Below are 24,476 nucleotides of genomic sequence, written 5' to 3'. Positions count from 1 at the left end.
CGTTCACGCGATCCGGTTCGTGGTCGCCGCCCGCTCGCTCGCCAGCTGCTTCTGCAAGCGGTCGATGTTTTGCAGCAGGCGCTGGCTGGTCAGCACCAGGAAGTAATAGCCGAACTGCGGGTCCTGAAAATAGATCTCGAGCAAGCGGTCATAGGTGATCGTCAGGACCTGTCCGTCCTCGACGCATTCGATCGTTCCGGTGCGCCGGTTGTCCGGCGTGAGGAAGCCGAGCTCTCCCATGAGAGCTCCGGGCCCGATCTCGACATTGATCTCCTTGACCAGGAACTTGCCGGTGACCGTGAGGAGCATCTCCTTGGCGGGATCGCCCAGTTTGAAGAGCGTATCGCCACTGCGATATTTGCGCTCGGTCATGAACGGCTTGAGCCACTCGATCGACATGTCGCCTTCGGCCGCATGGCGCGCCTTCTTGACCAGCTTGAGCATCTGCCGCAGGCGCAGGGCGTTGATCGGAAGCAGCAGCAGATAGAGGAGGAAGGTCGAGACGTTGGCCGAGAGCGCGCCGAAGACGGCGAAGAACGCACAGCCGACCATGTTGGCGACGCGCAGGGGCACCATCGTCCGCATCAGGAGGGTGGCGACGAAGAAGCCGGCGCCGACCGCGGCGAACAGATTGGCCAGCGTGATGTTTTGGACAAAGATCTCCAGCAACCGGTTGAAGATCGCGTCGTAGGTGACGTTGTTGGGATCGAGGCCCATCTGGACCAGGATCTTTGCGATCCTGAGGTTGTCCGTCGCCGCATCCAGAATGCGGTCGAGGATCGAGGAAATGTCTGCGCTGCCGGACGGCATGTACTAACCCCGCGTAAGGCCTTCAGTCCTGGTCGGTATGCTCGACACGTATAGCCGAAATCGAATGACGACCGCTTGAAATGAAGCCTTCGGCCGCCGTGCCGCAAGAGGCAAATTTTAGCCTGATCGGGCGTTTCGGCAATTGCCCGTTGGTTGTGCGCATGGCCGTGTTGCGCCCGTGATTCGGGGCCCCCGGGGGCGCGGGCTTTGGCGTCTTGGATCGTTGCGCCCCGACGGGGCGGGGGCGCAGGGCGACCAGCCTTACGGCTTGGCGGCGGGTTGCACGACCTGCTGCTCGACGAGGTCGAGGTGCCCCGGCAGCGAACCGGCGCGCAGCAGCATCGCGACACTATTGGCTTCCTCCAGGGTGAAATTGCCGGAGATCTGGCCCGAGCCGCCGGTGATCGGCTCGCGGATCACGGGGGCGGAGATCACCTTGCCGTCGAGCACGATGGCGAAGGGCCTTCCGATGTTCTCCTCGGTGACGTGGGCAAAGCGCCGCGTCCCGCGGCCGTTGAAGCGGAACGAGGCGATCGGGTCTTTCGTACCGCTGGCAAATCCCGGGCCGGCATAGCTGATGTCGTCGCCGTCGAGCGCGCTGTCCTTGGCGACCAGGTAATGGCGCTCGTCCTTGAAGCCGGGCAGGACTTCGGTGCCCGTGGGCGGCGTGCCGGATTGCGCCTGCTCCGCCGGCATCGAGACGTCGATCAGGCGGAAGCTGACCTTGACCTTCCTGGCGAAGACCGCGGTCACGCGGGCGGGCTCCATCATGCCCGGAATGAAAATGCGGATGCGATCCGTGCCATCCGGAAGGACGCTGGCGAGGTTGATGCCGGCATCCTTGAGGCGCTGCTCGATCATCGCGATGGAATCTTCGACGAGATCGCGCAGCCGGGCCGCGGATGCGGCATCGGTCGGCGCGAGCCTCACCAGTCCGTCGCCGCCATCGGTCACCGTGAGCGCATGCGACGGCAATCCCTCCGCGGCCGACGCGAGCTTGCGTGCGAGCTGCTCGCGGCCCTTGGCGTCCGCGATCTTCACCTCGACGCCGGCGTCGCGGATCGCAAGACCGGAGAAGGCGATCTTGCCCTCACGCAGGGTCTTGTAGACATCGTCGCGCAAATCCGTGACCACGCTCTCGCGCAAGCCGTCGGTATCGACCTTGTAGACGATGCGCGAGCCGCCCAGCTTCTCCATCTTGTCGGCGACGAAGGCGGCGATCCTGGCACGCATCTTGTCGAACTGGCCGTCCTCGGCGCGCGCCGCGCGGGGCAGGACGATCGCCGAAATCATGATCGCCGAGGTCACGGCGAGCGCGACAATCAGCCGTGTGACGCGGTCCCGCGGGGGCGTGGTCATGATTTCCTCAAGTCTTGCGGCAGGACGCTGGCAGGGGAGTCCGATGCATGTTCTTGGTCCCCGCATCGGGCGGGGAGGTTCAATGGCCTCGAAGACGCGTGCTACGACCGTAGCCGTTCGGCCATGGACGAACGCTCAATCATCCATCATTCTGTCCGCGCTCGACCGGCCATCGGTCGAGGTCTCGCCGACCAAAATGTCAAAAGACAGGGGGCGGGGAAATGCATCTGAGGGAGGACAGAATTCCATGGCGGGCATCCACGCGCTCGATCGGTTCATCGGCAACGACTATCCGGACTTCGCGACGGACGCAGAGGTCCGGGCCTTCGAGCAGGTCCCTTACGCCGATCGCGTCGCAGCCGAGAGCACCTATGACGCCATCAGGCTCGGTGCGGAGCGCAACCCCGACGGCGCGGCGATCCAGTTCCTGCAAAACGCCGATCCGGCCGATACGCCTGTGATGGTCACCTATCGCGATTTCGTCGCGCGCGTCACGCAGGCCGCCAACATGTTTCACGCGCTCGGCGTCGAGAAGGGCGACGTCGTCAGCTTCATGCTGCCGCTGGTGCCCGATGCCTTCGTGACGCTGTTCGGCGCCGAGGCCGCGGGCATCGCCAATCCCGTCAATCCGCTGCTCGAGCCGCACCAGATCGCGGAGATCCTTGAGGCCGCGAACACCAAGGTTCTGGTTGCGCTCGGGCCGATGCCGGGCACCGACATCTGGCAGAAGGTCGAGCAGATCCGTCCGCGGCTAAAACATCTCAAGGCGGTCGTGCAGGTGTTCGGCGGAGGGGCTCGGCGATCCAGGACAAGCTGAAGCTGCCGGTGGCCGAGGTCTACGGCATGACCGAGACCTCGAGCGTGCACACGCTTGCTTATCCCAGCCGGCCGATCCGGCTCGGCTCGGTCGGCCTTCCCATGCCTTACGCGCGCGTGCGCATCGTGCAGCTCGATGCCGACGGCCGCTTGATCCGCGACTGCGCAGCCGACGAGATCGGCGTCGTCATCATGGCCGGGCCCGGCGTGTTCAGCGGCTATCTCAACGACGAGCACAACAGGGGCGCCTTCGTCGACGAGGTCTGGGTCAACTCCGGCGACCTCGGACGTCTCGATGCCGACGGCTACCTCTGGATCACCGGCCGCGCCAAGGATCTCGTGATCCGCGGCGGCCACAATATCGACCCGGCGCCGATCGAAGAGATCATGTTTCGCCATCCCGCCGTCGGCTTCGCCGCCGTGGTTGGCCAGCCCGACGCCTATGCCGGTGAATTGCCGGTCGGTTATGTGCAGCTGAAGCCGGGCGCCACGGTCGAGCCGGGCGAGCTGGAAGCCTGGGTGCGCGAGCGCACGCCGGAGCGCGCGGCCGTTCCGGTGCAGGTCATTCCGATCGATTCGATGCCGGTGACCGGCGTCGGCAAGGTGTTCAAGCCGCAGCTGCGCTGGGATGCCGCGCAGCGCGTGTTCGCCAAGGTGCTGTCGCCGCTCACTGAGCGCGGCATCGACTGCAAGGTGAAGGTCGGCGCGCACGGCAGCCACGGCTCGATTGCCACTGTGACGCTCGCGGGCCTGCCGGCAGACCAGCGCGAACTCGTCGCTGGCGAGGTGCACACGCTGCTCGATCCGTTCGTGATGCGGCACGAGGTGGCGCAGGCGTAAGTGAGGGCACACGAGGCTTGCGCGCCTCGCCGCGAGCGCGCATCATCCTCTCAAAAAATGGGGGGAAGCCGATGCCTGAACTCTCTCGCCGCCATCACCTTCAACAATTGTCGGCCGTGTTCGGATCCGCTGCGCTGTCCGGATTGTCACGGCCGGTATGGGCGTCAGAGCCGGACATTCCGCCGGAGGGCATCGGCAAGGGCATCAAGCATATCTCGTACAGCGATGTCGGCGGCCGGCCCGACACTGTGCAGGTGATGTTCAACCGGCAGCACGTCTATGTCGGACACATGTTCAGCGACGGCGTGACGATCCTGGACGCATCCGATCCGCGCGCACTGAAACCGGTCAATTTCTTCACTGCCGGGCAATACACCCGCACCCACCATCTGCAGGTGGCGGAAGACCTGCTGCTGCTTGCGAACGGCGCCAACATCGTCGCGATGCAGTCCTACGACAGCATGCGCGGATATTTCGAGAATTCGCTCGCCGACAGCATCACCAAGGCCAAGAAATTCCGCTCCGGCCTGTCGATCCACGACATCTCGAAACCGGGCGAGATGCGCGAGGTCGCGTTCCTCGAAATGCCGGGCTTCGGCATCAACCGGCTATGGTGGCCCGGCGGCCGCTACGCCTATGTGTCGGCGCATTTCGATGGCTTCGCCGACCACATCCTTTGCGTGGTCGATCTCAAGACCATCACCAAGCCGGAGATCGTCGCGAAATGGTGGCTGCCGGGCATGAACCGCGCGGCCGGCGAGCCGGCGACGCCCAAGGGCAAGCGCTTTGCGCTGCATCACATGATCACGGCCGGCGATCGCGGCTATGCCGCCTGGCGCGACGGCGGCTTCACCATCCACGACATCGGCGATCCCGCCAATCCGAAGCTGCTCTCGCACATCAACTGGTCGCCGCCCTTCGCCGGCGGCACGCATACGCCGCTGCCGCTGCCCAAGCGTCAGCTCGCCATCGTCGCGGATGAAGCCAATGCGGATCAATGCGCCAAGGGCCTGTTTCACACATTCGTGCTTGACGTGCGCGCGCCGCAAAATCCGGTGCCGATCGCGACGCTGCCGACGCCACGCGATCGCGACTTCTGTGCGAAGGGCACCTTCGGTCCGCATAATCTGCATGAGAACCGCCCCGGCTCCTTCCAGAGCGAGGAGACGATTTTCGCGACCTACAACAATGCCGGCGCCAGGGTGTTTGACGTCAGGGATCAGTTTGCGCCGAAGGAGATCGCGTATTGGGTGCCGCCGACACCGAAAAAACTCATCGACCCCCGCCCGAACGTCGCGCTCGCAGCTAAGACCTGCGATGCCTATGTCCGGCCCGACGGTCTGATGTTCGTCTCCGACTGGAACGCCGGCATGCACGTGCTGCAATATCAGGGGTAATCGCCGCGCAGCGGGAGTCGGCGACTTGTCCGCCGTGGCCACCTCTTCCGATCGGGCGACGCCTCGCCGCTACCCGCGGATCGCCGCATTGGCCCTTTCGGCAGCGCCCGTCATCGCATCCTTGGCCGATTTCGCCCCGTTGACCACTTCATTCACGCCGATCATGAAGGCGTCCAGGATCAGTCTCGATTGCGGATGGAAAAGAATCGCCTTGGCACGGTCGACGTCGGCATTCTGCAAATTGATCAGCGCCGCCTCGGCGGCCTGCGGACCGAACGCCTTCCTGAAGCCCTCGCTCGACCAGGCCGACACGCGTGTCGTCGCCAGCCCTGCTGCGGCAGTCTGCAGCGAGGTCGCCTTGCTCGTCGCCCAGAGCAGGAATAGGAAAGCCGCCCGCTTGTTTCGCGATTTGGAATTGATGCACCCTTGCCAGTGCGACATGAAGGGGACGGGTCCGCGACCGGCGAGATGCGGAAAGGTTGCAAACCCGGCTTGCTTGGCGACACGGCTTTTCGCTGGATTGGAGATGTCGGTCGCGAAGTTGCTGCTGTCGATCGCCATGGCCGTCCGCCCCTGCAGGAAGTCGTCCAGCACGTGGTACCATTCATAGCTGCCGACGCCGGCAGGCCCGGCCTGACTGAGCAGCTGTCCGTACATCTCGACGGCGGCGATTGCCTCCGGGGTCGCGAACGCGACCCTGTTGTGCTCGACCATGGCCCCTCCGTAGGAGAACACGAAGCCCATGGCCGGTGGGGAGGAATTGCCGCCGGCTTGGGCTCGCATCGTAATCCCCGACATCCCGTTGGTCTTGACCGCCTTGGCGGTGACGAGCAGTTCGTCGAAAGTCCGGGGGACCGGCTGGTCCTTGGCTGCCAGCGCATCGCTGTTGATGAACAGGGTCATCGCCTCTGAGGTAATCGGGACGGCGTACCGTTCGCCGTCCGACCACAGCGGGAAGGCTCGGGCCGTCTTGAGCAGGTCGCTCTCGTCATACCAGGCGGGGTCGGTCAGCGACTTCATGGAATAATAGCCGTTCAGCGGCTCCAGCCATCCGTTCGAGATGCCCTGGCCATAGGTCGTGAACATGAAGACGTCGGGCGTGCTACTGCCGCGAGCGAGCCTGATCGGCAGCGCGCCGAGGTAGGTGGTTTCCAGCTGGAAATCGACGGTGACGTTGATGCCGGTGAGGATGGTGAACTCCGGCAACAGCGGCGCGATCGCGTTGGACCACGGATGGATCGCGCCCGAAAGCGCGATCGTCTGTCCCGCAAATTGCTTCCAGTCGATCGCGGCGTTGGCGTTGGCCGCAGCGGAATCCTGGGCAAAGCTCCAGCGCGGCAGCGCGGTCAGGCCCGCGCCAGCCGCCCCCAGTCCCTTGATGAAACTGCGCCGGCTCGCCGGATGGCTCAACGAGTTTTCACCCTGTGCCATGATGATGCTCCTTGAATCAACCAAGGGCATTCATTCATAGCACACGCACGGGGCCGCAGCCCTGCGACATCACGGCCGTCCTCCGGCGTATCCGATGAATGTCGGGTTTCCGCCCTCTCTATCCGTGCTATTGTCCCATCATGCTCTGGCGTCGGCACCAGAACACGCGCGGTCACACGAGCATCGAAGACCCACGGTCAATGTCCGTTCCTGTTCGGGCCCTGCCTCTGCGATGGTTTGCTCGTCCGCTGATCCTTGCGGTCGCAGTGCTTGTGACTCTGTTTGCCGCGACCAGCTTCCTCGTTCTGCAATATTGGCAGGAGCGGCAGGCAGCTCATCACTTCATCGAGCATAGCCGCCAGGTCCTCGAAACGCTCGATCGGCTGCGAGCGATCGTTGCGGAGCTGGAGACTGAAAGGCGCGGGTATCTCATGACCCTCGACCCCGCCTATCTCAAGGCCTACGGCGTCTCTGACGAAAGCGTACGGCGGGAGGCTCAGGCGCTGCAGATGTTGGTGGCGGACGATCCGTTGCAGGGCCTTCGGGCCGGACATCTGGCGCTGACCGTTACAGCCACGCTGCGCGAGATCGACGAGCTGCTGAAGACGGCCGGCGCGTCCGGACTGGCCGCGCTGGCAATGATCCGCAGCATGGACGAGGTCCGCTCGCAAATCGACCAGATGGTGGATCACGAGCGCTTTCGGCTCGCCGACCGGGAGGCGCGCGCCGAAGCATTCGAGCAACGCTGGACCTGGCTGATCGCCGGCGCCGTCGTCCTCGTCGTCGCGCTGGCCGCAGCGGCGTTGGCGCTCGCGCGGCTCGAAGCGAAACGGCGGAGAGAGGCGACCGAGCAGAACATCCAGCTCCAGAGTGATGTTGCAGCACGGGATATCAAGATCAGGCGTCTGTTCGATGCCAACATCATCGGCATCATCATCTGGGAGGTCGAGGGGCGTATTCTCGAGGCCAACGATGCCTTCCTGCGCATCGTGGGATACGACCGGGAAGATCTCGCCGCGGGGCGCCTGCATCGGACCGACCTCACGCCGCCGGAATGGCGCGACCGCGACTTGCAGACCGTGACGGAACTGAAGCGGGTCGGGACGGCCCAGCCATTCGAGAAGGAGTATGTGCGGAAGGACGGAAGCCGCGTGCCGGTGCTGATCGGCGGGACCATGTTCGGAGAAGATACGGATCATGGCGTCGGCTCGTCCTTGATCTCACGGCTCTCAAGCGAGCGGAGGCCGAAGGCCGCGAACATGAGCGGCGCTACCGCGAAGCACTGATGGAGCTCGCGCACGCCAATCGCGTCACCACCATGGGGCAGCTGACCGCTTCGATCGCCCATGAAGTCAACCAGCCGATCGCCGCGATCGTGGCGAACGCCGAGGCGGGGCTGAATTGGCTGGGGGCGCAGCCGCCGGATCTGGAGCGGGTTCGACAGACCTTCGGCTGGATCACCGGTGACGGCATGCGAGCCGGCGACATCATCGGCCGGATCCGGGCGCTGATCAGGAACTCGCCCCCGCAAAAGGAGACACTTGAGATCAACCCGGCGGTGCTTGAGGTCATCGCGCTGACACGCAGCGAAGCGTTCAAGAACGGCGTCTCGGTGCGAACGCAATTTGCCGAGGGCTTGCCGCCGATTCAGGCCGACCGAGTTCAAGTTCAGCAAGTGGTGCTGAACCTGATCGTCAACGCGATCGAGGCGATGGCCGCGGTCGGCGAGGGGGGACGGGAGCTGCTGATCAGCACCGGTCGGGATGCATCGGACGGCGTCCACGTCACCTTGCGGGATTCCGGTCCGGGGCTGGATCCGAACAACGTGGATCGCCTGTTCGAAGCCTTCTACACCACCAAGCCCACAGGCATGGGGATGGGTCTCGCCATCTGCCGCTCGATCATCGAGGCGCATGGCGGGCGGATGTGGGCCGGCGCAAACGAGCCGCGGGGCGCCTTCTTCCAGTTCACCCTGCCTCTCGCCTCAGATGAGACCGCATCTCGCCCGCTGGAGACGGAAGAGCCAACGGAGCAACGCTCTGCGGCTCGATGACGGGCTCCGCGTGGCGTGGCCCTTTGCCGGGATTGTCGCCGGGGCCACGATTGCAGCGAAGCGGCGCTAGCCAGCCGGCATCCGCGTCTCCACCAGGCGCGCCCAGTAGGAGGCGCCGTGGCCGAGGATGTTGTCGTTGAAGACATAGGCCGGGTGGTGGCACTCATTGCCGTCGCCCATGCCGACCAGGATCATCGCGCCGGGACGAGCTTCCAGCATAAACGAGAAGTCCTCGGCGCCCATCATCGGGATGAACTTGTCGTTGACGCGCTCGGCACCGACGATGTCGCGGGCGACGTCGGCGGCAAGGCCGGCCTCGCGCGCATGGTTCATCGTCACCGGATACATCCGCGTGTACTTGGTCTCGGCCGAGCCGCCATAGGCGCGGGCGACGCTCTCGGCGACCTCGCCGATGCGGCGCTCGACGAGATCGCGCACTTCAGGATCGAGCGTGCGGACGGTGCCGCCGAGTTCGGCGACTTCAGGAATGATGTTGAAGGCCGTGCCGGAGTGGAATTGCGTGATCGAGATGACGGCGGACTTCAGCGGATCGACGTTGCGCGCGACGATCGACTGCAGCGCGTTGACGATCTGCGAGCCGATCAGCACGCTGTCGACGGATTTGTGCGGACCGGCGCCGGCGTGGCCGCCCTTGCCGTGGACGATGATCTGGATGTTGTCGGAGGAGGCCAGCATCGCGCCGGGCGTGGTCGCGAAATGGCCCTCGGGCAGGCCCGGCATGTTGTGCATGCCGTAGACCTCCTGGATGTTCCAGCGCGTCATCAAGCCGTCCTCGACCATCGCCTTGCCGCCGCCGCCGCCTTCCTCCGCAGGCTGGAAGATCATGATCGCGGTGCCGTCGAAATTGCGCGTCTCGGCGAGATATTTGGCGGCGCCGAGCAGCATGGCGGTGTGGCCGTCGTGGCCGCAGGCGTGCATCTTGCCGGGGACCTTGGAGGCGTAGGCGACGCCCGACGTCTCCATGATCGGCAGCGCGTCCATGTCGGCACGAAGCCCGATGGTCTTGCCGGAGGCGGACTTGCGGCCGCGGATCACGCCGACGACACCGGTCCGGCCGATGCCCGTCACCACCTTGTCGCAGCCGAATTCGCGCAAGCGATCGGCGACGATGCCGGCGGTGCGATGGACCTCGTAGAGCAGCTCCGGGTTCTCATGGAAGTCATGGCGCCAGGCGGCCATTTCGTCGGAGAGGGCGGCAACGCGGTTGACGATGGGCATGAGGGGATCCGTTTCTTGTTCGTGGGGTGGGTTAGCGTAGCGTAACCCACCGCCGTGTCACGAGGAATGGTGGGTGATGCCTGCGGCTAACCACCCGGCAGCTTCTACGGACGCGCGCTCAGCTCTCGCCGAACACGCGCTTGAAGATCGTGTCGACATGCTTGAGGTGATAGCCGAGGTCGAACTGCTCCTCGATCTCGGCGTCAGTGAGGTACTTCTTCACTTCAGTGTCCTTTTTCAGGAGCTGGAGGAAGTCGCCTTCGCCGCGCCAGACCGGCATCGCGTTGCGCTGCACCAGCTTGTAGGCGTCCTCGCGGCTTGCGCCCTTCTGGGTCAGCGCCAGCAGCACGCGCTGCGAATGCACGAGCCCGCCGAGGCGGTCGAGGTTCTTCTGCATGTTGGCGGGGTACACCAGCAGCTTGTCGATCAGGCCGGCGAGGCGCACCAGCGCGAAGTCCAGCGTCACGGTCGCATCCGGGCCCATCATGCGCTCGGCGGAGGAGTGCGAGATGTCGCGCTCGTGCCAGAGCACGACGTTCTCCAGGGCCGGCGTCACGTAGGCGCGGACCATGCGGGAGAGGCCGGTGAGGTTTTCCGACAGCACCGGGTTGCGCTTGTGCGGCATCGCGGACGAGCCCTTCTGGCCTTCCGAGAAGAACTCCTCGGCCTCCAGCACCTCGGTGCGCTGCATGTGGCGGATCTCCACGGCAATGCGCTCGACCGAGGAGGCGATCACGCCAAGCGTTGAGAAATACATCGCGTGGCGGTCGCGCGGGATGACCTGGGTGGAGATCGGCTCGGGGACGAGGCCCATCGCCTTGGCGACGTGCTCTTCGACGCGCGGGTCGATCTGGGCGAAGGTGCCGACGGCGCCGGAGATGGCGCAGGTCGCAACTTCCTTGCGCGCCGCGATCAGGCGCTCCTTGGCGCGTGAGAATTCGGCATAGGCATAAGCGAGCTTGAGGCCGAAGGTGACAGGCTCGGCGTGGATGCCGTGGCTGCGGCCGATCGTCGGCGTCATCTTGTGCTCGAAGGCGCGCTTCTTCAGCGCGGCCAGCACCTTGTCGAGATCGGCGAGCAGGAGGTCGGCGGCGCGGGTGAGCTGGACGTTGAGGCAGGTGTCGAGCACGTCGGAGGAGGTCATGCCCTGGTGTACGAAGCGCGCCTCGGGGCCGACGATTTCGGCAAGGTGGGTCAGGAAGGCGATGACGTCGTGCTTGGTCTCGCGCTCGATCTCATCGATGCGGGCGACGTCGAAAGTGGCGTCCTTGGCCTTGGCCCAGACCGTCTTGGCGGCCTCCTTGGGGATGGTCCCGAGCTCGGCGAGGGCGTCCGCCGCGTGCGCCTCGATCTCGAACCAGATCTTGAACCGGGTCTGCGGCTCCCAGATCGAGGCCATTTCCGGGCGGGTATAGCGGGGGATCATCAGACTGCTCCAGGAAGGTGGGCGGGCGGCCCCAGGGGAGGCGGCGATCGGCCAAAATGCTTTTTACGCCGTGATTTAGCAGAGCGGGCAGGACGAAACAAACGATCTGGACCCGGGGCGAGGGGGATCGGCGAGCTATCCACCGCCCCCGGAACTAGCCCAGTCTGAGACGCCGGCCACAAAAATTAACTGTGTCACGGATCATTGACTAACAGATATTGAAATCTGTCAGCGAGACGTGTATATCCGTTCTCGGACGCTCCAATTGGGCGTCCCGCGGTGACCCGCCCGGGGAGCCCGAGGTCCGAAACACTTGCGGATCGCGGGACGTAATTTGGCGGTGGGGACCGCGGACGAATGGAGACTTAAGACAATGACGACCGAAATCATCAACTTCACCGGAACGATTGGGCATTGGCTCAATTTACTGGTTGCGCGCCAGATCGCGGCGCAGGCTGCAAAACTGCCTCATTAAGGCGAGAGCTTTCCGAAACGACCGGCGCGGGCGCTTCGGAAGCAGCTCCATCGCCGGGTAACTGAGCCCTCAACGGGAACATGGTGCTGGCATGAATGAAGCCGTGATCTTGACGCCGGAGCGGATCCTCGAAGTCACCGAGGACGTTCTGCGGCGCTACGGACTCGCCAAGGCCACCGTGGTTGACGTTGCCCGTGCGCTCGATGTGAGCCACGGCAGCGTCTATCGCCATTTCCCGAGCAAGGCCTCGCTGCGCGAGGCCGTCGCCAAACGCTGGCTGGATCGCATCGACGCGCCGTTGCTGGCGATCGCCGGGGAGCAGGGGCCGGCGCCGGCGCGACTCGACCGCTGGCTGCGCACGCTGTTCGCCGCCAAGCGCTCGCGCGTGCTCGACGATCCCGAGATGTTTGACACCTATCTGACGCTGGCGCGCGAGGCTTGCGCCGCCGTCAAGTGCCACAAGGACACCATGATCGACCAGATCGCGTCGATCCTGACCGACGGCGTGAAGCAGGGCGTGTTCGAGGTAGGCGACGTCAAGGCCACCGCCCGCGCCATCTTCGATGCCACCGTCCGCTTCCACCATCCGGCCCACGCCGACGAGTGGAAGGATGCCGATCTGCCCGCCCGAGTCGACGCGACCCTGGCGCTGGTGCTGCGCGGGTTGAAGGCGGCCTAGACCGACACGCTCCCGCCAAAGCGCGTAATTGCCGATTCAGCCTTTCGCCTTGTGCAGCAGGGCCTCCTCGCGAAGGGGAGGCGAGAGGGTCGATTGCCTTCCGTTGGAAGACGGGACTACCGGCGGGCTCTCCGGATATGTGTTCACCGCGATTTCGACAGCGTCCTTCGACCGCTTCCGAATGCGGTAGAATGTAAGCTCCTGATCGAGTGCGGGGCAGCGGAAGTGGACGACGGCCGTATCCGGCAAGCGGCAGAGTTCGTCGATGAGCTCGCCCACGGTGAGGAGCGGAGGATCGACGACCGTTCGGTGCATGGCCTTACTCATGGCGCAACTCCTTCACTCTGCTGCTAACCAAAGCGCGACAGTGTCGGTTCCATTCCGCTCGACTCACGCGCTGGATAAAGGCGCGACTACGCGCGCTAGAGCGCGGATCCCGACCGCTGGCTGCGCGACCGCAAGATGCCGAACGGGTCTTCGCGCCCGGCCAGTTTCCGATATGTCTCAAGGTCGTCAAGCGTTGGACCTTCCCCACGTCTGGCATTCCCACTCGTTCCAACCGGAATCGACGTGCCGAGGCCGGCATAGAGATAGCTGTCGCCGAACGCCTTCTTGAGCGCGGCAAAAGTCGGCTCACCGGTGCAATGTCCCGGTGCTACGGCGTCGACCTTGAACCTGTCCTTCAGAGCGGTAACGACTTTCGCGATCGCATCGTCAGGCGCCATGACCAGATGAAATCCGCCGGCGATGAGATGAATCCTGGGATTGATACCGGTCGCCGCTTCGACAATGCGCTCGATCCCGGGGTGCGAACAACCGACCAGAAGGACTACGCCTTCTGCGGTGTTGACGGCCAAGGACAGCTCCTTGAGCTCTCTTGTTCCGGGCGCATCGGAGATCAGCGAAATCAGCGTGATCCCGGGAGCAATCTCGGTCGTTTGATCGATCAGTTCGAAGTTTGCGTTGGCCCATGCCGAGCCGAACTTCATCACCGCTGGGGGCTTACCTCCGTAGTACCGCATCTCTGGCGGCAGGGCCTCGTCCTTCCGGAAGAAGCCGGAAGGCAGCGAAGAGCCGTAGATGCCAAATCCTTCCTTCGGCGCGTAGATCTTGACGGTCGGATTGACGCTTAGGACGTAGGACAAGCCCGCCATATGATCGGAATGGCGGTGCGAAAGAACGACAAAGTCGAGGTCCGAGAGGTTGACACCCCTGGCCTTCACGTTTGCCGCGAAGATATCGGGGTCGTTACCCGTGTCGAACAGGATGCGTTTTCCCGCGACTTCGACAAGGGCGGAAAAACCCCAGTCCTTTGTCATCGCGTCATTTGTGCCGAAGGCGTCATAAAGAATAGTGATCTGGTCTTTCGCCTCGGTTGCTGCGCTCTCGGTGGTTCCGGTCGCGACAACGTTGAAGGCGATCAGTGCGGCAAGAAGACTGTCCCTGATGTTCATGGAAGCGTCTCCTGTTGTCGTGCAAAGCATACAACGGGAACGAGGGCGGCTTCGAAAGAGCCGGGAGGCTCGCGTCAAGATCGGAGCCCAACAGGCATCCACCGGCGGTCTCGTGCCGCATGCCGTGGCTGCGATCGAGCCTAGCACAATCCGAGAGCGACTGGAGACCTTCGTTGGGGCGGTCGGCCGGAACCAGATAGGCGTCCAGCCGCGAAGCCCTAGATCCTCGTCAGCCCGCAGCTCGCTGCCAGCCGCACGAGCTGTGCGTCGGTGCGCGCGCCGGTCTTGGTCTTGATCAAATAGTGATAGTTCTGCACCGTCTTGACGCTGAGATTGAGATGCGCAGCAATCTGCTCGGTCGTAGCGCCACCGGCGAATTGGCGCAGGATCTCGATCTCGCGCTCACCCAGTTGGTCCAGCGCCGAGCCCGCCGACAGGCTGTCCTCGGCCAGGATATGCGCGATGTCGTCGCTCATGGCGCGCTCGCCGCGTGCAACGCTGCGGATCGCGGTGACGACCGCGGAGGGTTCGCTGCTCTTGGTGACGAAGCCGCTGGCGCCGGCGCTGAAGGCGGCTTTCACCAGCACGGCTTCGTTGTGCATGGTGAAGACGAGGATGCGCGCCCGCGGGCTGCGCGCGCGGATGTTGCGGATCGCCTCCAGTCCGCTCGCGCCCGGCATCGAGATATCCAGCAGGACGACATCAGGGTCGTGTGCCTTGAAGGCGCCGTACGCATCCGCGGCGTTGTCGGCTTCCGCCACGACATGGAGATCGCCCTGGCTCTCCAGCACGCGGCGGTAGCCCTGCCGCACGATCGGATGATCGTCGACCAGCAGCACGGAGATGCCTGTTGCCGCGACATCGCTCATGTCGACCTCACGCTGCGAGCGGGATGGTGGCGGCGACGCTGAGGCCTCCTCGCGCAGGCAGGATCGACAGCGATCCGCCGGCCGCCGCGACCCGCTCGCGGATGCCGGTGAGGCCGAAGCCGGCCGACTGCGCCACACGCGCGGCGTCGCCGCCGCCGTCGTCCTCGACACGGATCAGCAACGCGTCGTCGTCACCGGCGCGCCGCTCGATGCGCAAGGAGATTTCGCGCGCCGAGCTGTGGCGCAGTGCGTTGGTCAGGCATTCCTGCGCCACGCGATAGGCGGTGGTGGCGGCCGGGCCGCTGATGTCGGTGAGGTCGCCCTTGAGGTCGAGCCGGATGGTCGGCTGGGCTGCGCTTTGCGAGCGCCAGCTGTCCACCAAATTGACCAGGCTGGCCTCGAGCCCAAGCTCCTCGGGCAGTGGATTGCGCAGGCGTTTGAGCGCATCGCGCAGCGAGGCCATCAGATGATGGGTGGCCTGCGAGATCATGCGCGCGTCCTGCGCGATTCCGTTATCCTTGCTCTCCTTCGCGCTTGCGGTCTCGATCGTGTTGGCAAAGGCGAGGATGGCGGAGAGATTTTGACCGAACTCGTCGTGCAGCTCGCGGGCGAGCGCGCGGCGTTCGTCGTCACGAATCTCGATCAGCCGCCGTGTCAGCGCGGCGCGCTGTTCGGTGGCTTCCTCCAGCCGGCCGCCGAGCTCGCCGACGGCGCTGCCGATCATCGCCAGCTCCATGGAGCGGAAGCGCGGCAGTTTCGTGCGATACTGGCCCCGCGCCATGCGCTGGAGCGCGGCGACGATGGTGCGCGCCGGCGCCAGCGCGTGCGCGATGGCAAGCGACGCCAGGAGCGCGATCGCCGCCGCCATCAGAAGCGCGACATCGACCACGTTGAGGAGATACTCCCAGGCAAGCGAGATGGCCGCCGCGGCATCCGGCGTCGCGACGACCGTTCCGGCGGCTGCCGCGCGGGGACTGACGGGCCTTATCACTTCGGCGTGGCTGCCGAGGAAGATAGGTACGATCGCGGTGAACCAGTGCGGCGGCGTCTTGCCTAGCCCCACGCTCTGGCCGCAGAGCGGCCTTTCGAATGCGATGGCCGGCTGGAACTCGACGCAGACGCCGGGCGAGATCAGCTTCATCGTCTCCAGGGTGCGCCACTCCGGAACCGGCAAGAGCTGCTCGCGCGTTCTGCTGCTGCGCAACAAGAACTCGTGCCAGTACAGCGCCTGAAGCGCCTGCGCGACCCGCTGCGCCGAGGCCGCGGTCGCCCGGTCGACGCTGCGATAGGCGTCGAACGTGGCCCAGACGGTCGCAGCGCCAAGGCAGAGCGCGACGATGAGAAGCAGACGGGCGACAAGCTGAAGCACGAGGCACATGCGATCACCCTCAACGTTTGGTAAGGTCAGCCTAACAACGCCGCCGCGCCTTGCCAATTGCGGGGTTTGGGCCGGATTGCAGCTCGGGCAAATTTCCCAAGCCGGATTGGGCATGGCTCTTTGGACCGCGCGCGGCGGCTTTGATCTAATCGGGTGGAATCATTGCAGGCCAATCCCTGCAAGCCAGGAGCAGTGCAGCATGAGTTCGATGACGATTGGACCGATCGCGGGGTCTGCTGCCGACCCATCCGAGCGCAGCGCGCTGCTGTTCTGGATGATCTTCACTGGGTTGTCGATCTTCGCCGTCGTGCTGCTGTGGCGCTTCGGCCTGATCCGCCTGATGCTGACCTCGGACCGCACCTACATTTCCAGCGTGATCGCGCTGCTCTATGTCCTTACCTGCGGCCACTGCTTCCTGCGGACACGGGCGATCGCCCGTGAAGGCGCGGCGGCGCGGCGCTGCCGGGCGGTGCTCGCCGCGCCCGGGGGCAGCAAGGTGCTCGACGGCAGCGCGGCCGCGCTGCCACGCGGGCTGGTGCGGGACCACATCGAGAGCCTCGTGACGAAAGCGTCCGCGCAGGACTACCGGGCGGTCGACCAGACGCTGCTGCTGCGGACGCTGGCCGACCGGCTGCGCGGCTCCAACGGCTTCGGTGCCTTCGTCTCGGACACGCTGATGAAGCTCGGCCTGCTCGGCACCATCATCGGCTTCATCATCATGCTGGCGCCGATCGCGGGGCTGGACGCCGCCGACAAGGTCGCGATGCGTTCCTCGATGGGGCTGATGAGCGACGGCATGGCGGTCGCGATGTACACCACGCTGGCGGGCCTCGTCGGCTCGATCCTGGTGCGCATCCAGTATTACATGCTGGATGCCGCGACCCAGCGCGTGTTCTCGGACGCGGTGGTGCTGACCGAGACCTATGTGACGCCGGTGCTGGAGCGCAAAGGCGCTGGAACCGCGTCATGATGGATGATTTCGGTCTCTATCCGCGCGAGGAGCCTTTCGATCCCCTGGGCGTGATGCTGTTCAAGGCGCTTCAGGTGATCGCCTTCCTGTTCTTCCTCGCGCTCCTCGCGGTGTCGCCCGATGCCAAGGACGGCAAGATCGACTCCAAGGCCGAGTTCATGATCACACTGGACTGGCCCGACAGCCATCCAGACGATCTCGACCTGTTCGTGCAGGATCCCGCCGGCAACATCGCCTGGTATCGCCACCGCGAAGCCGGCTTCCTCACGCTCGATCGCGACGACCGGGGCGGGGCCAACGACTTCATCATGGTCAACGGCAAGAAGATCGCCTCGCCGATCCGCGAGGAGATCGTCACGGTGCGCGGCATCCTCGCCGGCGAATACACCGTCAACGTCTCACATTTCGTGGCGACGACCGGCGAACCGGTCCAGGCCAATGTGAAGGTGCAGAAGCTCAATCCGACCGCGCAGGTGGTCTTCGACAACAAATTCACGCTCGATCACACCGGCGACGAGAAGACCGCGGTGCGGTTCCGGCTCGATGCCGAGGGCAAGGTCGTCAATGTGGACCAGCGGCCGAAATCGCTGCTGGAGACGTTCCGCAGCAGCTGGCGCAACGGCGCCGATCTCGATCCGCGGACAGGGGTGAGCAAGAACGCTGTGAGGGTGCGCCGTGACTAGCCTGCAGACGGTCATCCTCACGCTGTCGGTCGCCTACGCCGTCATCGGCGCGCTGCTGCTGGTCGTGCTGGTCTATGCGCGGCTGCACTGGTCGTTGAAGGCCGTCGCGGTGGTCGTGACCAGCGCCTTCTATGTCGTCAGCTTCACCGAGATGCGCGGGCTGCTGGGCTGGGCCAGTTCCGAACGGCTGCCGGCGACCTTCAAGCTGCTGAAGGCCCGCATCGTCGAGCCGCATTCGCTGGAGGGCGATCCCGGCTCGATCTATCTCTGGGTCGAGCAGCTGGATGACGACAATCGCCCGAGCGGCATCCCGCGCGCCTTTCGTGTGCCCTACAATGACAGGCTGGCCGACAAGACCCATGCGGCGGAGAACGAGATCGCGTTGGGACATCCGCAAGGCGGCCGTGCCGCCGATTTCGGCGGCGGCGATGGCAGTCTCATTGACATGGTCCGGGAATACGTGACGCCCAAGACCATTCTGGAGACCAGCGGCGGCGATTCCTCGACCGGCGAATTCCTGGCACCACCCGCCGGCGCGCAAGGCGCGGTGTTCACCCCGATTCCGCCGCCCCGGATGCCGCCGAAGGACGAGCAATAGGCTCTTCACCATCGCGACAGGGGCACGCTGGAAAACGCACCCGCACTGGCGCATCTTCTTGACGTCCCTCAATTTGGCCTTATCGGCTTCCGATAAGGCCTTTGGGGTGGAGGGTGCGTGCTTCTCGCTGTCTTCTCGGATATCCACGGCAACCGGCAGGCGTTCGAGGCCTGCCTGAAGGTTGCCCGCGCGAAGGGCGTGGAGCGGTTCGTCCTGCTCGGCGATTTCGTCGGCTATGGCGCCGATCCGGAATGGGTCGTGGATACCGTGATGGGTCTGGTCCGGGAGGGCGCCATCGCCGTCCGCGGCAATCATGACGAGGCGGTCAACACCACGACCGAAGCCATGAATGCGGAGGCGCAGATCGCGATCGAATGGACGCGCGGGCGGCTCGACGTCGCGCAGCGGCGGTTCCTCGCCGAGCTGCCGATGCTGGTGGATGAGAAGGAGCGCCTTTACGTCCACTCGGAGGCCTCGAGCCCGCAGCGCTGGCACTATGTCCGTTCGACGGCGGATGCCGCCAAGAGCCTGATATCGACGCCCGCCCATGTCACCTTCTGCGGCCACATCCATCGCCCGGCGCTCTATTCGATGTCGGTGACGGCGAAGATGACGAGCCTCGTGCCCAAGACCGACGTTTCCGTGCCGCTGCTGCGCGGTCGGCAATGGCTGGCCGTGCTCGGCTCGGTGGGCCAGCCTCGCGACGGCGATCCATCCGCAGCCTTCGTGCTGTTCGACACCGTGTCGTGCCAGATCACCTATTGCCGCGCGCCCTATGACATCGCGAGCGCGGCGAGCAAGATTCGCGAGAACGGCCTGCCGCCCTGGCTCGCCGACCGGCTGTCGCAGGGACGCTAGAGGCCGATGCCGCAACCCCTGGTCAAATCAGGCGCCGAGATCGACGGCTACACCATCGGCGACTGCGTCCATGCCGGCGGCATGGCGACGCTGTGGACCGTCACCCATCCCGGCATCGACGTGCCGCTGCTGATGAAGATTCCGCGGGTGTCGGAGGGCGAGGACCCGGCCGCGATCGTCTCGTTCGAGATGGAGATGATGATCTTGCCGCGGCTCGCCGGCCCGCACGTGCCCTCGTGCTTCGGCACCGGCGACTTCGCGCACCAGGCTTACGCCGTGATCGAGCGCATTCCCGGGACCACGCTCTACAAGCGGCTGCCCGACCTGCCGCTCCCATATGAGGAGGCGCGGCAGCTCGTCGCGAAGATCGCCGCCGCGCTGGCCGATCTGCACCGGCAGAACGTGATCCATCACGACATCAAGCCGAGCAGCATCATGTTCCGCGATAGCGGCGAGGCGGTCCTGATTGATTACGGCTTGTCGCACCACAACCATCTGCCGGACCTGCTGCAGGAAGAATTCCGCCTGCCTTACGGCACCGCGCCCTACATGGCGCCCGAGCGGCTGTTGGGGGTACGCGACGATCCGCGCAGCGATCTGTTTTCGCTGGGCGTGCTGCTCTATTTCTTCACCACCGGCGAGCGTCCCTTCGGCGAGGGCGAGACGCTGCGCGCGATGCGTCGCCGGCTGTGGCGCGATCCGCATCCGCCGCGCGAATTGCGCGCGGACTATCCGCCCTGGCTTCAGGAGGTGGTGCTGCGCTGTCTCGAGATCGAGCCGGTGCGGCGCTATCCGACCGCGTCCCAGCTCGCCTTCGATCTCGCTCATCCGGACCAGGTCAGGCTCACCGCGCGTTCGGAACGGCTGAAGCGCGACCCCTTGAGCGTGGCCTGGCGGCGGCGCTTCAACCTGGGCGTCATGGCGCCGCGCGCGAAATCGGACGTCGCCGCGCAAATCGCCTCCAGCCCGATCCTCGCGGTCGCGCTCGACACGGAGGAAGGCGCGGGCGAGCTGAACGAGGCGCTGCGCGTGACGACCGAGCGCATTCTCGCGACGCTGCCGTCGGCGCGGCTTGCCTGCGTCAACGTGCTCAAGCTCAACCGCATTGCGATCGACCGGACGCTCGACGAGCAGGGCTCCAACAAGCATATCGACCGCCTGGTCGCGCTCCGGCATTGGGCGACGCCGCTCAAGCTGGATGAGAGCCGGCTGTCGGTTCACGTGCTGGAGGCCGTCGACCCCGCCGCGGCGCTGCTGGAATTCGCCGAGGTCAATCAGGTCGACCACGTCATCATCGGCGCACGGCAGAGCTCGTTCCGCCGCACGCTGCTCGGCAGCGTCTCGGCCAAGGTGGCCTCGGAGGCGGCCTGCACCGTCACCGTGGTGCGGCCACCGCGGATGGCTGCGGCGAAACCAGACGCCGGCGTCGTGTGGGGCTAGGAAAGATCACGCCGCGTGGGCGGCGTGGACGGAGCGCTTGCGGCGGATCGGCCAGCAGAATTGCGGGCCGGGCTCGCCGTGATCCGCGCCGCCGCCGAAATACTGGATGATCTCGCGGCAGGGCTCGCAATTGAAGAGGTTACGCGACGCGGATGCCTTGGTCATTTCCTTCAGGCAGTTCGGGCAGTGCGGTTTCATCGGGCGTGGTCCAGAATAGAATTCAATGCCGGCGCGGTGACCGGAGCGGGTGATCCGGGTCCGCCATCTCGGGCCCGGTGTCGTCGCGCCTCTCGCCTTCGGTGCGTTCGAGCCGACCGAAGAAATAGTCAAGGTCAGGATGCGGGCGCCGCGGGATGCGGCACCTGCGCTTCGCTTGACGCTTCACGAGCGCGATCTGCATGGGCTCAGGCCCGATACCAGTCGCGACGGACGATGCGGGCCGAACGTGCCGGCACCTTCGCCGGTCCGGCCGATGGGCCGAACACAACAAACGCACTGAAACCAAGCCACAACGCCACGCCAGTCCAAACCAGGGTCGTCGTCATGATGTGCTCCCGCGAAAACAGGCAAGAATCACTAGCGGTGATTTGCACGAATCAGGGAAGCCCGGAGGAGTACGGATTAAGGTTGCAATTTTACGCATTGCGGGCTGCAAGACCCGCAAGACCAGCAGCTTTTCAGCGAATACGTTGCTTGTGCTTTAGATCGCTTCGCCGCGTGCGCCTGCGGCGGCGTTGCGGATCGCGGCGATGTTGGTCTTGTACGCTTCCTGCGTGCCGCCCTTGAACACGGAGGTGCCGGCGACGAAGGCGTTGGCGCCCGCCGCGGCCAGGGGACCCGCGACATCAGGACCGACGCCGCCATCGACCTCGATGTCGATCGGACGTCCTGCCGTCATCGCGCGGATGTCGCGGATCTTGCCGATCGCGGAGGAGATGAAAGCCTGGCCGCCGAAGCCGGGATTGACCGACATCACCAGCACGAGGTCGACGAGGTCGATGACGTATTCGAGCACGCTGATCGGCGTGCCCGGGTTGAGCGAGACGCCGGCCTTCTTGCCGAGCGCGCGGATCGCCTGGAGCGAGCGGTGCAGATGGGGACCTGCTTCCGCATGCACGGTGATGTGGTCACAGCCGGCTTTGGCGAAGGCCTCGAGATAGGGGTCGCAGGGCGAGATCATCAGATGCGCGTCGAAGATCTTCTTGGTGTGCGGGCGCATCGCCTTGATGACGTCGGGGCCGTAGGAGATGTTGGGAACGAAATGACCGTCCATCACGTCGAGATGGATCCAGTCGGCGCCGGCCGCGTCCACCGCGCGCACCTCTTCGCCGAGCTTGGAGAAGTCCGAGGCCAGGATCGAGGGCGCGATGGCCAGGGGGCGGGGAGTGAAGGCTTGGGTCATGGCGCGGTGTCCCGTGGCGGCCGTGAAAGATGATGCTCGCCTAACATGGGCCTCTCAGCCGGGCAATGCAGGGGTGGTGTGCTTCCTGTGGGCGGAAATTTCTGCCGCGACCGGCATGAATTGCCGGTGTTCCCGAGCCGCGCCAGGCGTCGCGAAGGCGGATTTCATTGAGCTTTTTGCGCTGGCACGACGCTTGCTGACATCACCGCCAGAACATTGGCTGCGGCGTGCCGCATCGGTTGGAGTTGTGCAATGTTGTTTGCCCTTGGTGCCGTATCGAGCGCGCTCGACGCGATCCAGTCGCTGACGAACTCGAAATCGTCCTCGTCGACCCAGAAGACGGGGTCCTCGCAGAACGCGCCGATCAATCCGTTCGCGATCGACAGCGGCAGCAGCACAACCAGCGGCGCGACCTCGTCGGTCAATGCGGGCAAAACTCCGCAGATCTCGCCGGAGACGATGAACGCGCTGTTCGCCGCGCAAAGCCAGTCGACGGACAGCACCGGCAGCGCGGCCAGCTCGACCTCGTCGAGCTCGACGTCTTCGACCTCGACGAGCCGGGACGCCGCGCTGAAGGACCTGTTCTCGCAGATCGACGGGGACGGCGACGGCAAGATCACCAAGTCCGAATTCGAGAACGCGCTGGGCGCCGGCGGCACCAACCTCGCGCAGGCCGACGACGTGTTCTCGAAGATGGATACGAATTCCGACGGCAGCGTCAGCCTGGATGAGATGTCGAAAGCGCTGAAGAGCGGCCATCACGGCCACCATGCCCACGGTGCCAGCGGCTCCGGCGACGCCTCCGGCAGCGGCTCGGATTCGTCGTCGTCGAGCGGTGGATCGACCTCGACCACGACGACCGCCGCCGACGGCTCGACCACCACCACCGTCACCTATGCCGACGGCTTCAAGATGTCGACGACGGTCCCGGGCGCCTCCAGCTCCTCTCGCAATTCGGCCTACGATCTGTTCGCGCAGTTGATGCAGCGGCAAGGCGGGCAGGGCCAAGGCGCCTCAGCGACCGCCGGCTCGTCGATGTCGATGAGCGTCTGACGCCCACGCGCTGTCATGCCCCGGCTTGCCGCCTTCGCTAAAGCTTCGGCGGCCGAGCACCCTTGTGGCCCCGGCGTAGCCTTGGCGGAGCCGGGACCGGGGCATCCAGTACGCCGCGGCTTCTCGGTTCAATCACAAGGGTCTCTGGAATACTGAATCGCCCGGTCTTCGCCGGGCGATGACGCGCGATATGTGGTGAGGGGCGCGCGCCCCTTACGCGCCGAAGCGGTTCTTCCACGCCGGCAATGCTCCCACAAACGGCAGGGCCGTCGCGCTGTAGACGCCGCGCGCGATCGCGCGCGCGACCACGTTGGCGGCGACCGTGCCGAGCTCGGTGAGGCCGACCAGCGGCTCGATCGGCTTCTCGCAGGTCGCAGCCGCAAACAGCACGTCGCCGTCGGTCGGTGCATGCACCGGATAGATGGCGCGGGCAAATCCGGTATGCGCGATCATCGCCAGCCGCTTGGCCTGGGCCTTGGTCAGCGTCGCATCGGTGACGACGGCGCCGATCGTGGTGTTCTCGCGCGCGCTCGCGGCCGGGCCGCCCTTGATGCGCATCGCCAGCATGTCCGGCGTGAATTTGGCTGGCAGGCCGCGCCCGCCAAACTCGCCGTTCTCCTCGAACGGCGCCGCCCAGAACCACGGGCCGTCGCCGACGGTTGCGCTGCCGACCGCGTTGACGACCACGATGGCGGCCACCTTGATGCCGTTGGGCAGGACCGCTGAAGCCGAGCCGAGCCCGCCCTTGAAGGTCGCAGTGGTACAGCCGAGGCCCGCACCGACGCTGCCCAGCGCGAAATCGTGGCCCGCGGCCACAGCTGCCGCGTAACCGAGATCGCGATAGGGCGCGAAGCGACCCCAGGCCTTGTCACCGCCGTTGAGCAGGTCGAACACGATGGCGCCCGGCACGATCGGGATCACTGCCTCGCGAATCCGGAAGCCGCGGCCCTGTTCGGCAAGCCAGGCCTGGACGCCGCCGCCGGCCTCGATGCCAAAGGCGGAGCCGCCGGACAGCGCAATCGCATCGACGCGCTCGACCGTGCTGGCAAGGTCGAGCAGCGCATCCTCGCGCGTGCCGGGCCCGCCGCCGCGCACGTCGATCGCCGCGACCGCCGGGGCATCGAAGATGATCGCCGTCGTGCCGGAGGCGACTTTCGCATCCTCGGCATGGCCGACGCGGACGCCGGCGATATCGGTAAGCAGATTTTTCAAGGCCGGCACTCCATGCGCTTCAGGCATCAGCGAT

The 24,476-nt window shown here is 65.4% G+C and carries 21 protein-coding genes and 3 pseudogenes; 11 read left to right on the top strand and 13 right to left on the bottom strand.

Annotation, left to right across the window (positions count from 1 at the left end):
• Positions 1 to 3: 3 nt before the first annotated feature.
• Positions 4 to 810 carry a cyclic nucleotide-binding domain-containing protein gene (locus QJT78_RS07175; RefSeq protein ID WP_028147473.1) on the bottom strand — a complete coding sequence of 269 codons (807 nt, stop codon included), beginning with the start codon at positions 808 to 810 and terminating at the stop codon, positions 4 to 6.
• 261 nt (positions 811 to 1,071) lie between these two features.
• Entirely contained in the window at positions 1,072 to 2,169 is a 1,098-nt protein-coding gene (locus tag QJT78_RS07170) for a preprotein translocase subunit SecD (protein WP_028147472.1), read from the bottom strand.
• A 247-nt stretch (positions 2,170 to 2,416) separates the two neighbouring features.
• Between QJT78_RS07170 and QJT78_RS07165 the strand changes: the two are divergent.
• Positions 2,417 to 3,825 (top strand): annotated as a pseudogene (locus QJT78_RS07165) (AMP-binding protein).
• 71 nt (positions 3,826 to 3,896) lie between these two features.
• A complete protein-coding gene (locus QJT78_RS07160) occupies positions 3,897 to 5,222 on the top strand; it encodes a hypothetical protein (RefSeq protein ID WP_028147471.1) in 1,326 nt (441 codons plus the stop codon).
• Between the two features lie 69 nt (positions 5,223 to 5,291).
• Here QJT78_RS07160 and QJT78_RS07155 read toward each other — a convergent pair whose 3' ends face one another.
• Positions 5,292 to 6,653: an extracellular solute-binding protein gene (locus QJT78_RS07155; RefSeq protein ID WP_028147470.1), complete on the bottom strand. Its 1,362-nt coding sequence runs from the start codon at positions 6,651 to 6,653 to the stop codon at positions 5,292 to 5,294.
• A 98-nt stretch (positions 6,654 to 6,751) separates the two neighbouring features.
• Here QJT78_RS07155 and QJT78_RS07150 point away from each other — a divergent pair.
• Positions 6,752 to 7,315 (top strand): annotated as a pseudogene (locus QJT78_RS07150) (CHASE3 domain-containing protein); the annotation flags it as partial.
• Between the two features lie 183 nt (positions 7,316 to 7,498).
• Positions 7,499 to 8,706: pseudogene (locus QJT78_RS07145) on the top strand (ATP-binding protein); the annotation flags it as partial.
• A 66-nt stretch (positions 8,707 to 8,772) separates the two neighbouring features.
• Here QJT78_RS07145 and QJT78_RS07140 read toward each other — a convergent pair.
• Positions 8,773 to 9,945: a M20 aminoacylase family protein gene (locus tag QJT78_RS07140; RefSeq protein WP_028147469.1), complete on the bottom strand. Its 1,173-nt coding sequence runs from the start codon at positions 9,943 to 9,945 to the stop codon at positions 8,773 to 8,775.
• Positions 9,946 to 10,063: 118 nt separating this feature from the next.
• Positions 10,064 to 11,371, bottom strand: coding sequence for an adenylosuccinate lyase (gene purB / locus QJT78_RS07135; RefSeq protein ID WP_014494164.1), 1,308 nt, complete (start codon positions 11,369 to 11,371; stop codon positions 10,064 to 10,066).
• Positions 11,372 to 11,937: 566 nt separating this feature from the next.
• Here purB and QJT78_RS07130 point away from each other — a divergent pair.
• Positions 11,938 to 12,525: a TetR family transcriptional regulator gene (locus tag QJT78_RS07130; protein ID WP_028147467.1), complete on the top strand. Its 588-nt coding sequence runs from the start codon at positions 11,938 to 11,940 to the stop codon at positions 12,523 to 12,525.
• 36 nt (positions 12,526 to 12,561) lie between these two features.
• On the opposite strand, the gene QJT78_RS07125 is transcribed toward QJT78_RS07130, so the two are convergent.
• The 4 genes from QJT78_RS07125 to QJT78_RS07110 all read right to left on the bottom strand — a co-directional run bounded on the left by QJT78_RS07125 (position 12,562) and on the right by QJT78_RS07110 (position 16,226).
• On the bottom strand, positions 12,562 to 12,852 hold the full coding sequence (locus QJT78_RS07125; RefSeq protein ID WP_028147466.1) for a hypothetical protein: 291 nt from the start codon (positions 12,850 to 12,852) through the stop codon (positions 12,562 to 12,564).
• A 95-nt stretch (positions 12,853 to 12,947) separates the two neighbouring features.
• The gene (locus tag QJT78_RS07120; protein WP_028147465.1) at positions 12,948 to 13,979 is read right to left on the bottom strand and encodes an MBL fold metallo-hydrolase; all 1,032 of its coding nucleotides are present in this window, start codon (positions 13,977 to 13,979) and stop codon (positions 12,948 to 12,950) included.
• Between the two features lie 218 nt (positions 13,980 to 14,197).
• Entirely contained in the window at positions 14,198 to 14,848 is a 651-nt protein-coding gene (locus QJT78_RS07115) for a response regulator transcription factor (protein WP_014494168.1), read from the bottom strand.
• Between the two features lie 7 nt (positions 14,849 to 14,855).
• Positions 14,856 to 16,226 (bottom strand): histidine kinase, encoded by a 1,371-nt coding sequence (locus QJT78_RS07110; protein WP_038952834.1) that lies wholly within the window; start codon positions 16,224 to 16,226, stop codon positions 14,856 to 14,858.
• A 199-nt stretch (positions 16,227 to 16,425) separates the two neighbouring features.
• Here QJT78_RS07110 and QJT78_RS07105 point away from each other — a divergent pair, with 199 nt between their 5' ends.
• The 5 genes from QJT78_RS07105 (at position 16,426) to QJT78_RS07085 (ending at position 20,775) form a co-directional block, all read left to right on the top strand.
• Positions 16,426 to 17,196 (top strand): MotA/TolQ/ExbB proton channel family protein, encoded by a 771-nt coding sequence (locus QJT78_RS07105; protein ID WP_028147463.1) that lies wholly within the window; start codon positions 16,426 to 16,428, stop codon positions 17,194 to 17,196.
• On the top strand, positions 17,193 to 17,879 hold the full coding sequence (locus QJT78_RS07100) for a hypothetical protein (RefSeq protein WP_028147462.1): 687 nt from the start codon (positions 17,193 to 17,195) through the stop codon (positions 17,877 to 17,879). Before QJT78_RS07105 ends, QJT78_RS07100 begins: the two co-directional genes overlap by 4 nt.
• Entirely contained in the window at positions 17,872 to 18,477 is a 606-nt protein-coding gene (locus tag QJT78_RS07095) for a hypothetical protein (protein WP_028147461.1), read from the top strand. Before QJT78_RS07100 ends, QJT78_RS07095 begins: the two co-directional genes overlap by 8 nt.
• A gap of 117 nt (positions 18,478 to 18,594) precedes the next feature.
• A complete protein-coding gene (locus QJT78_RS07090; protein WP_028147460.1) occupies positions 18,595 to 19,335 on the top strand; it encodes a metallophosphoesterase family protein in 741 nt (246 codons plus the stop codon).
• Positions 19,336 to 19,341: 6 nt separating this feature from the next.
• The gene (locus QJT78_RS07085; protein ID WP_038941988.1) at positions 19,342 to 20,775 is read left to right on the top strand and encodes a bifunctional serine/threonine-protein kinase/universal stress protein; all 1,434 of its coding nucleotides are present in this window, start codon (positions 19,342 to 19,344) and stop codon (positions 20,773 to 20,775) included.
• A 6-nt stretch (positions 20,776 to 20,781) separates the two neighbouring features.
• Here QJT78_RS07085 and QJT78_RS07080 read toward each other — a convergent pair whose 3' ends face one another.
• From QJT78_RS07080 to rpe, 3 genes are all read right to left on the bottom strand, one after another.
• A complete protein-coding gene (locus QJT78_RS07080) occupies positions 20,782 to 20,973 on the bottom strand; it encodes a hypothetical protein (RefSeq protein ID WP_014494175.1) in 192 nt (63 codons plus the stop codon).
• Positions 20,974 to 21,179: 206 nt separating this feature from the next.
• A complete protein-coding gene (locus QJT78_RS07075) occupies positions 21,180 to 21,320 on the bottom strand; it encodes a hypothetical protein (RefSeq protein ID WP_193375894.1) in 141 nt (46 codons plus the stop codon).
• Between the two features lie 155 nt (positions 21,321 to 21,475).
• On the bottom strand, positions 21,476 to 22,177 hold the full coding sequence (rpe, locus tag QJT78_RS07070) for a ribulose-phosphate 3-epimerase (protein WP_028147457.1): 702 nt from the start codon (positions 22,175 to 22,177) through the stop codon (positions 21,476 to 21,478).
• A gap of 252 nt (positions 22,178 to 22,429) precedes the next feature.
• Here rpe and QJT78_RS07065 point away from each other — a divergent pair, with 252 nt between their 5' ends.
• On the top strand, positions 22,430 to 23,230 hold the full coding sequence (locus QJT78_RS07065; RefSeq protein WP_028147456.1) for an EF-hand domain-containing protein: 801 nt from the start codon (positions 22,430 to 22,432) through the stop codon (positions 23,228 to 23,230).
• A gap of 213 nt (positions 23,231 to 23,443) precedes the next feature.
• On the opposite strand, the gene QJT78_RS07060 is transcribed toward QJT78_RS07065, so the two are convergent.
• The gene (locus tag QJT78_RS07060) at positions 23,444 to 24,442 is read right to left on the bottom strand and encodes a P1 family peptidase (protein ID WP_028147455.1); all 999 of its coding nucleotides are present in this window, start codon (positions 24,440 to 24,442) and stop codon (positions 23,444 to 23,446) included.
• Between the last annotated feature and the right edge of the window lie 34 nt (positions 24,443 to 24,476).

Origin of the sequence: Bradyrhizobium sp. Mp27 (genome assembly GCF_029953005.1) — a bacterium.
Taxonomy (GTDB): Bacteria; Pseudomonadota; Alphaproteobacteria; order Rhizobiales; family Xanthobacteraceae; genus Bradyrhizobium; species Bradyrhizobium barranii.
The sequence above is the reverse complement of the archived record's forward strand: the minus strand, read 5'-3'. Positions and strand labels throughout refer to the sequence as shown.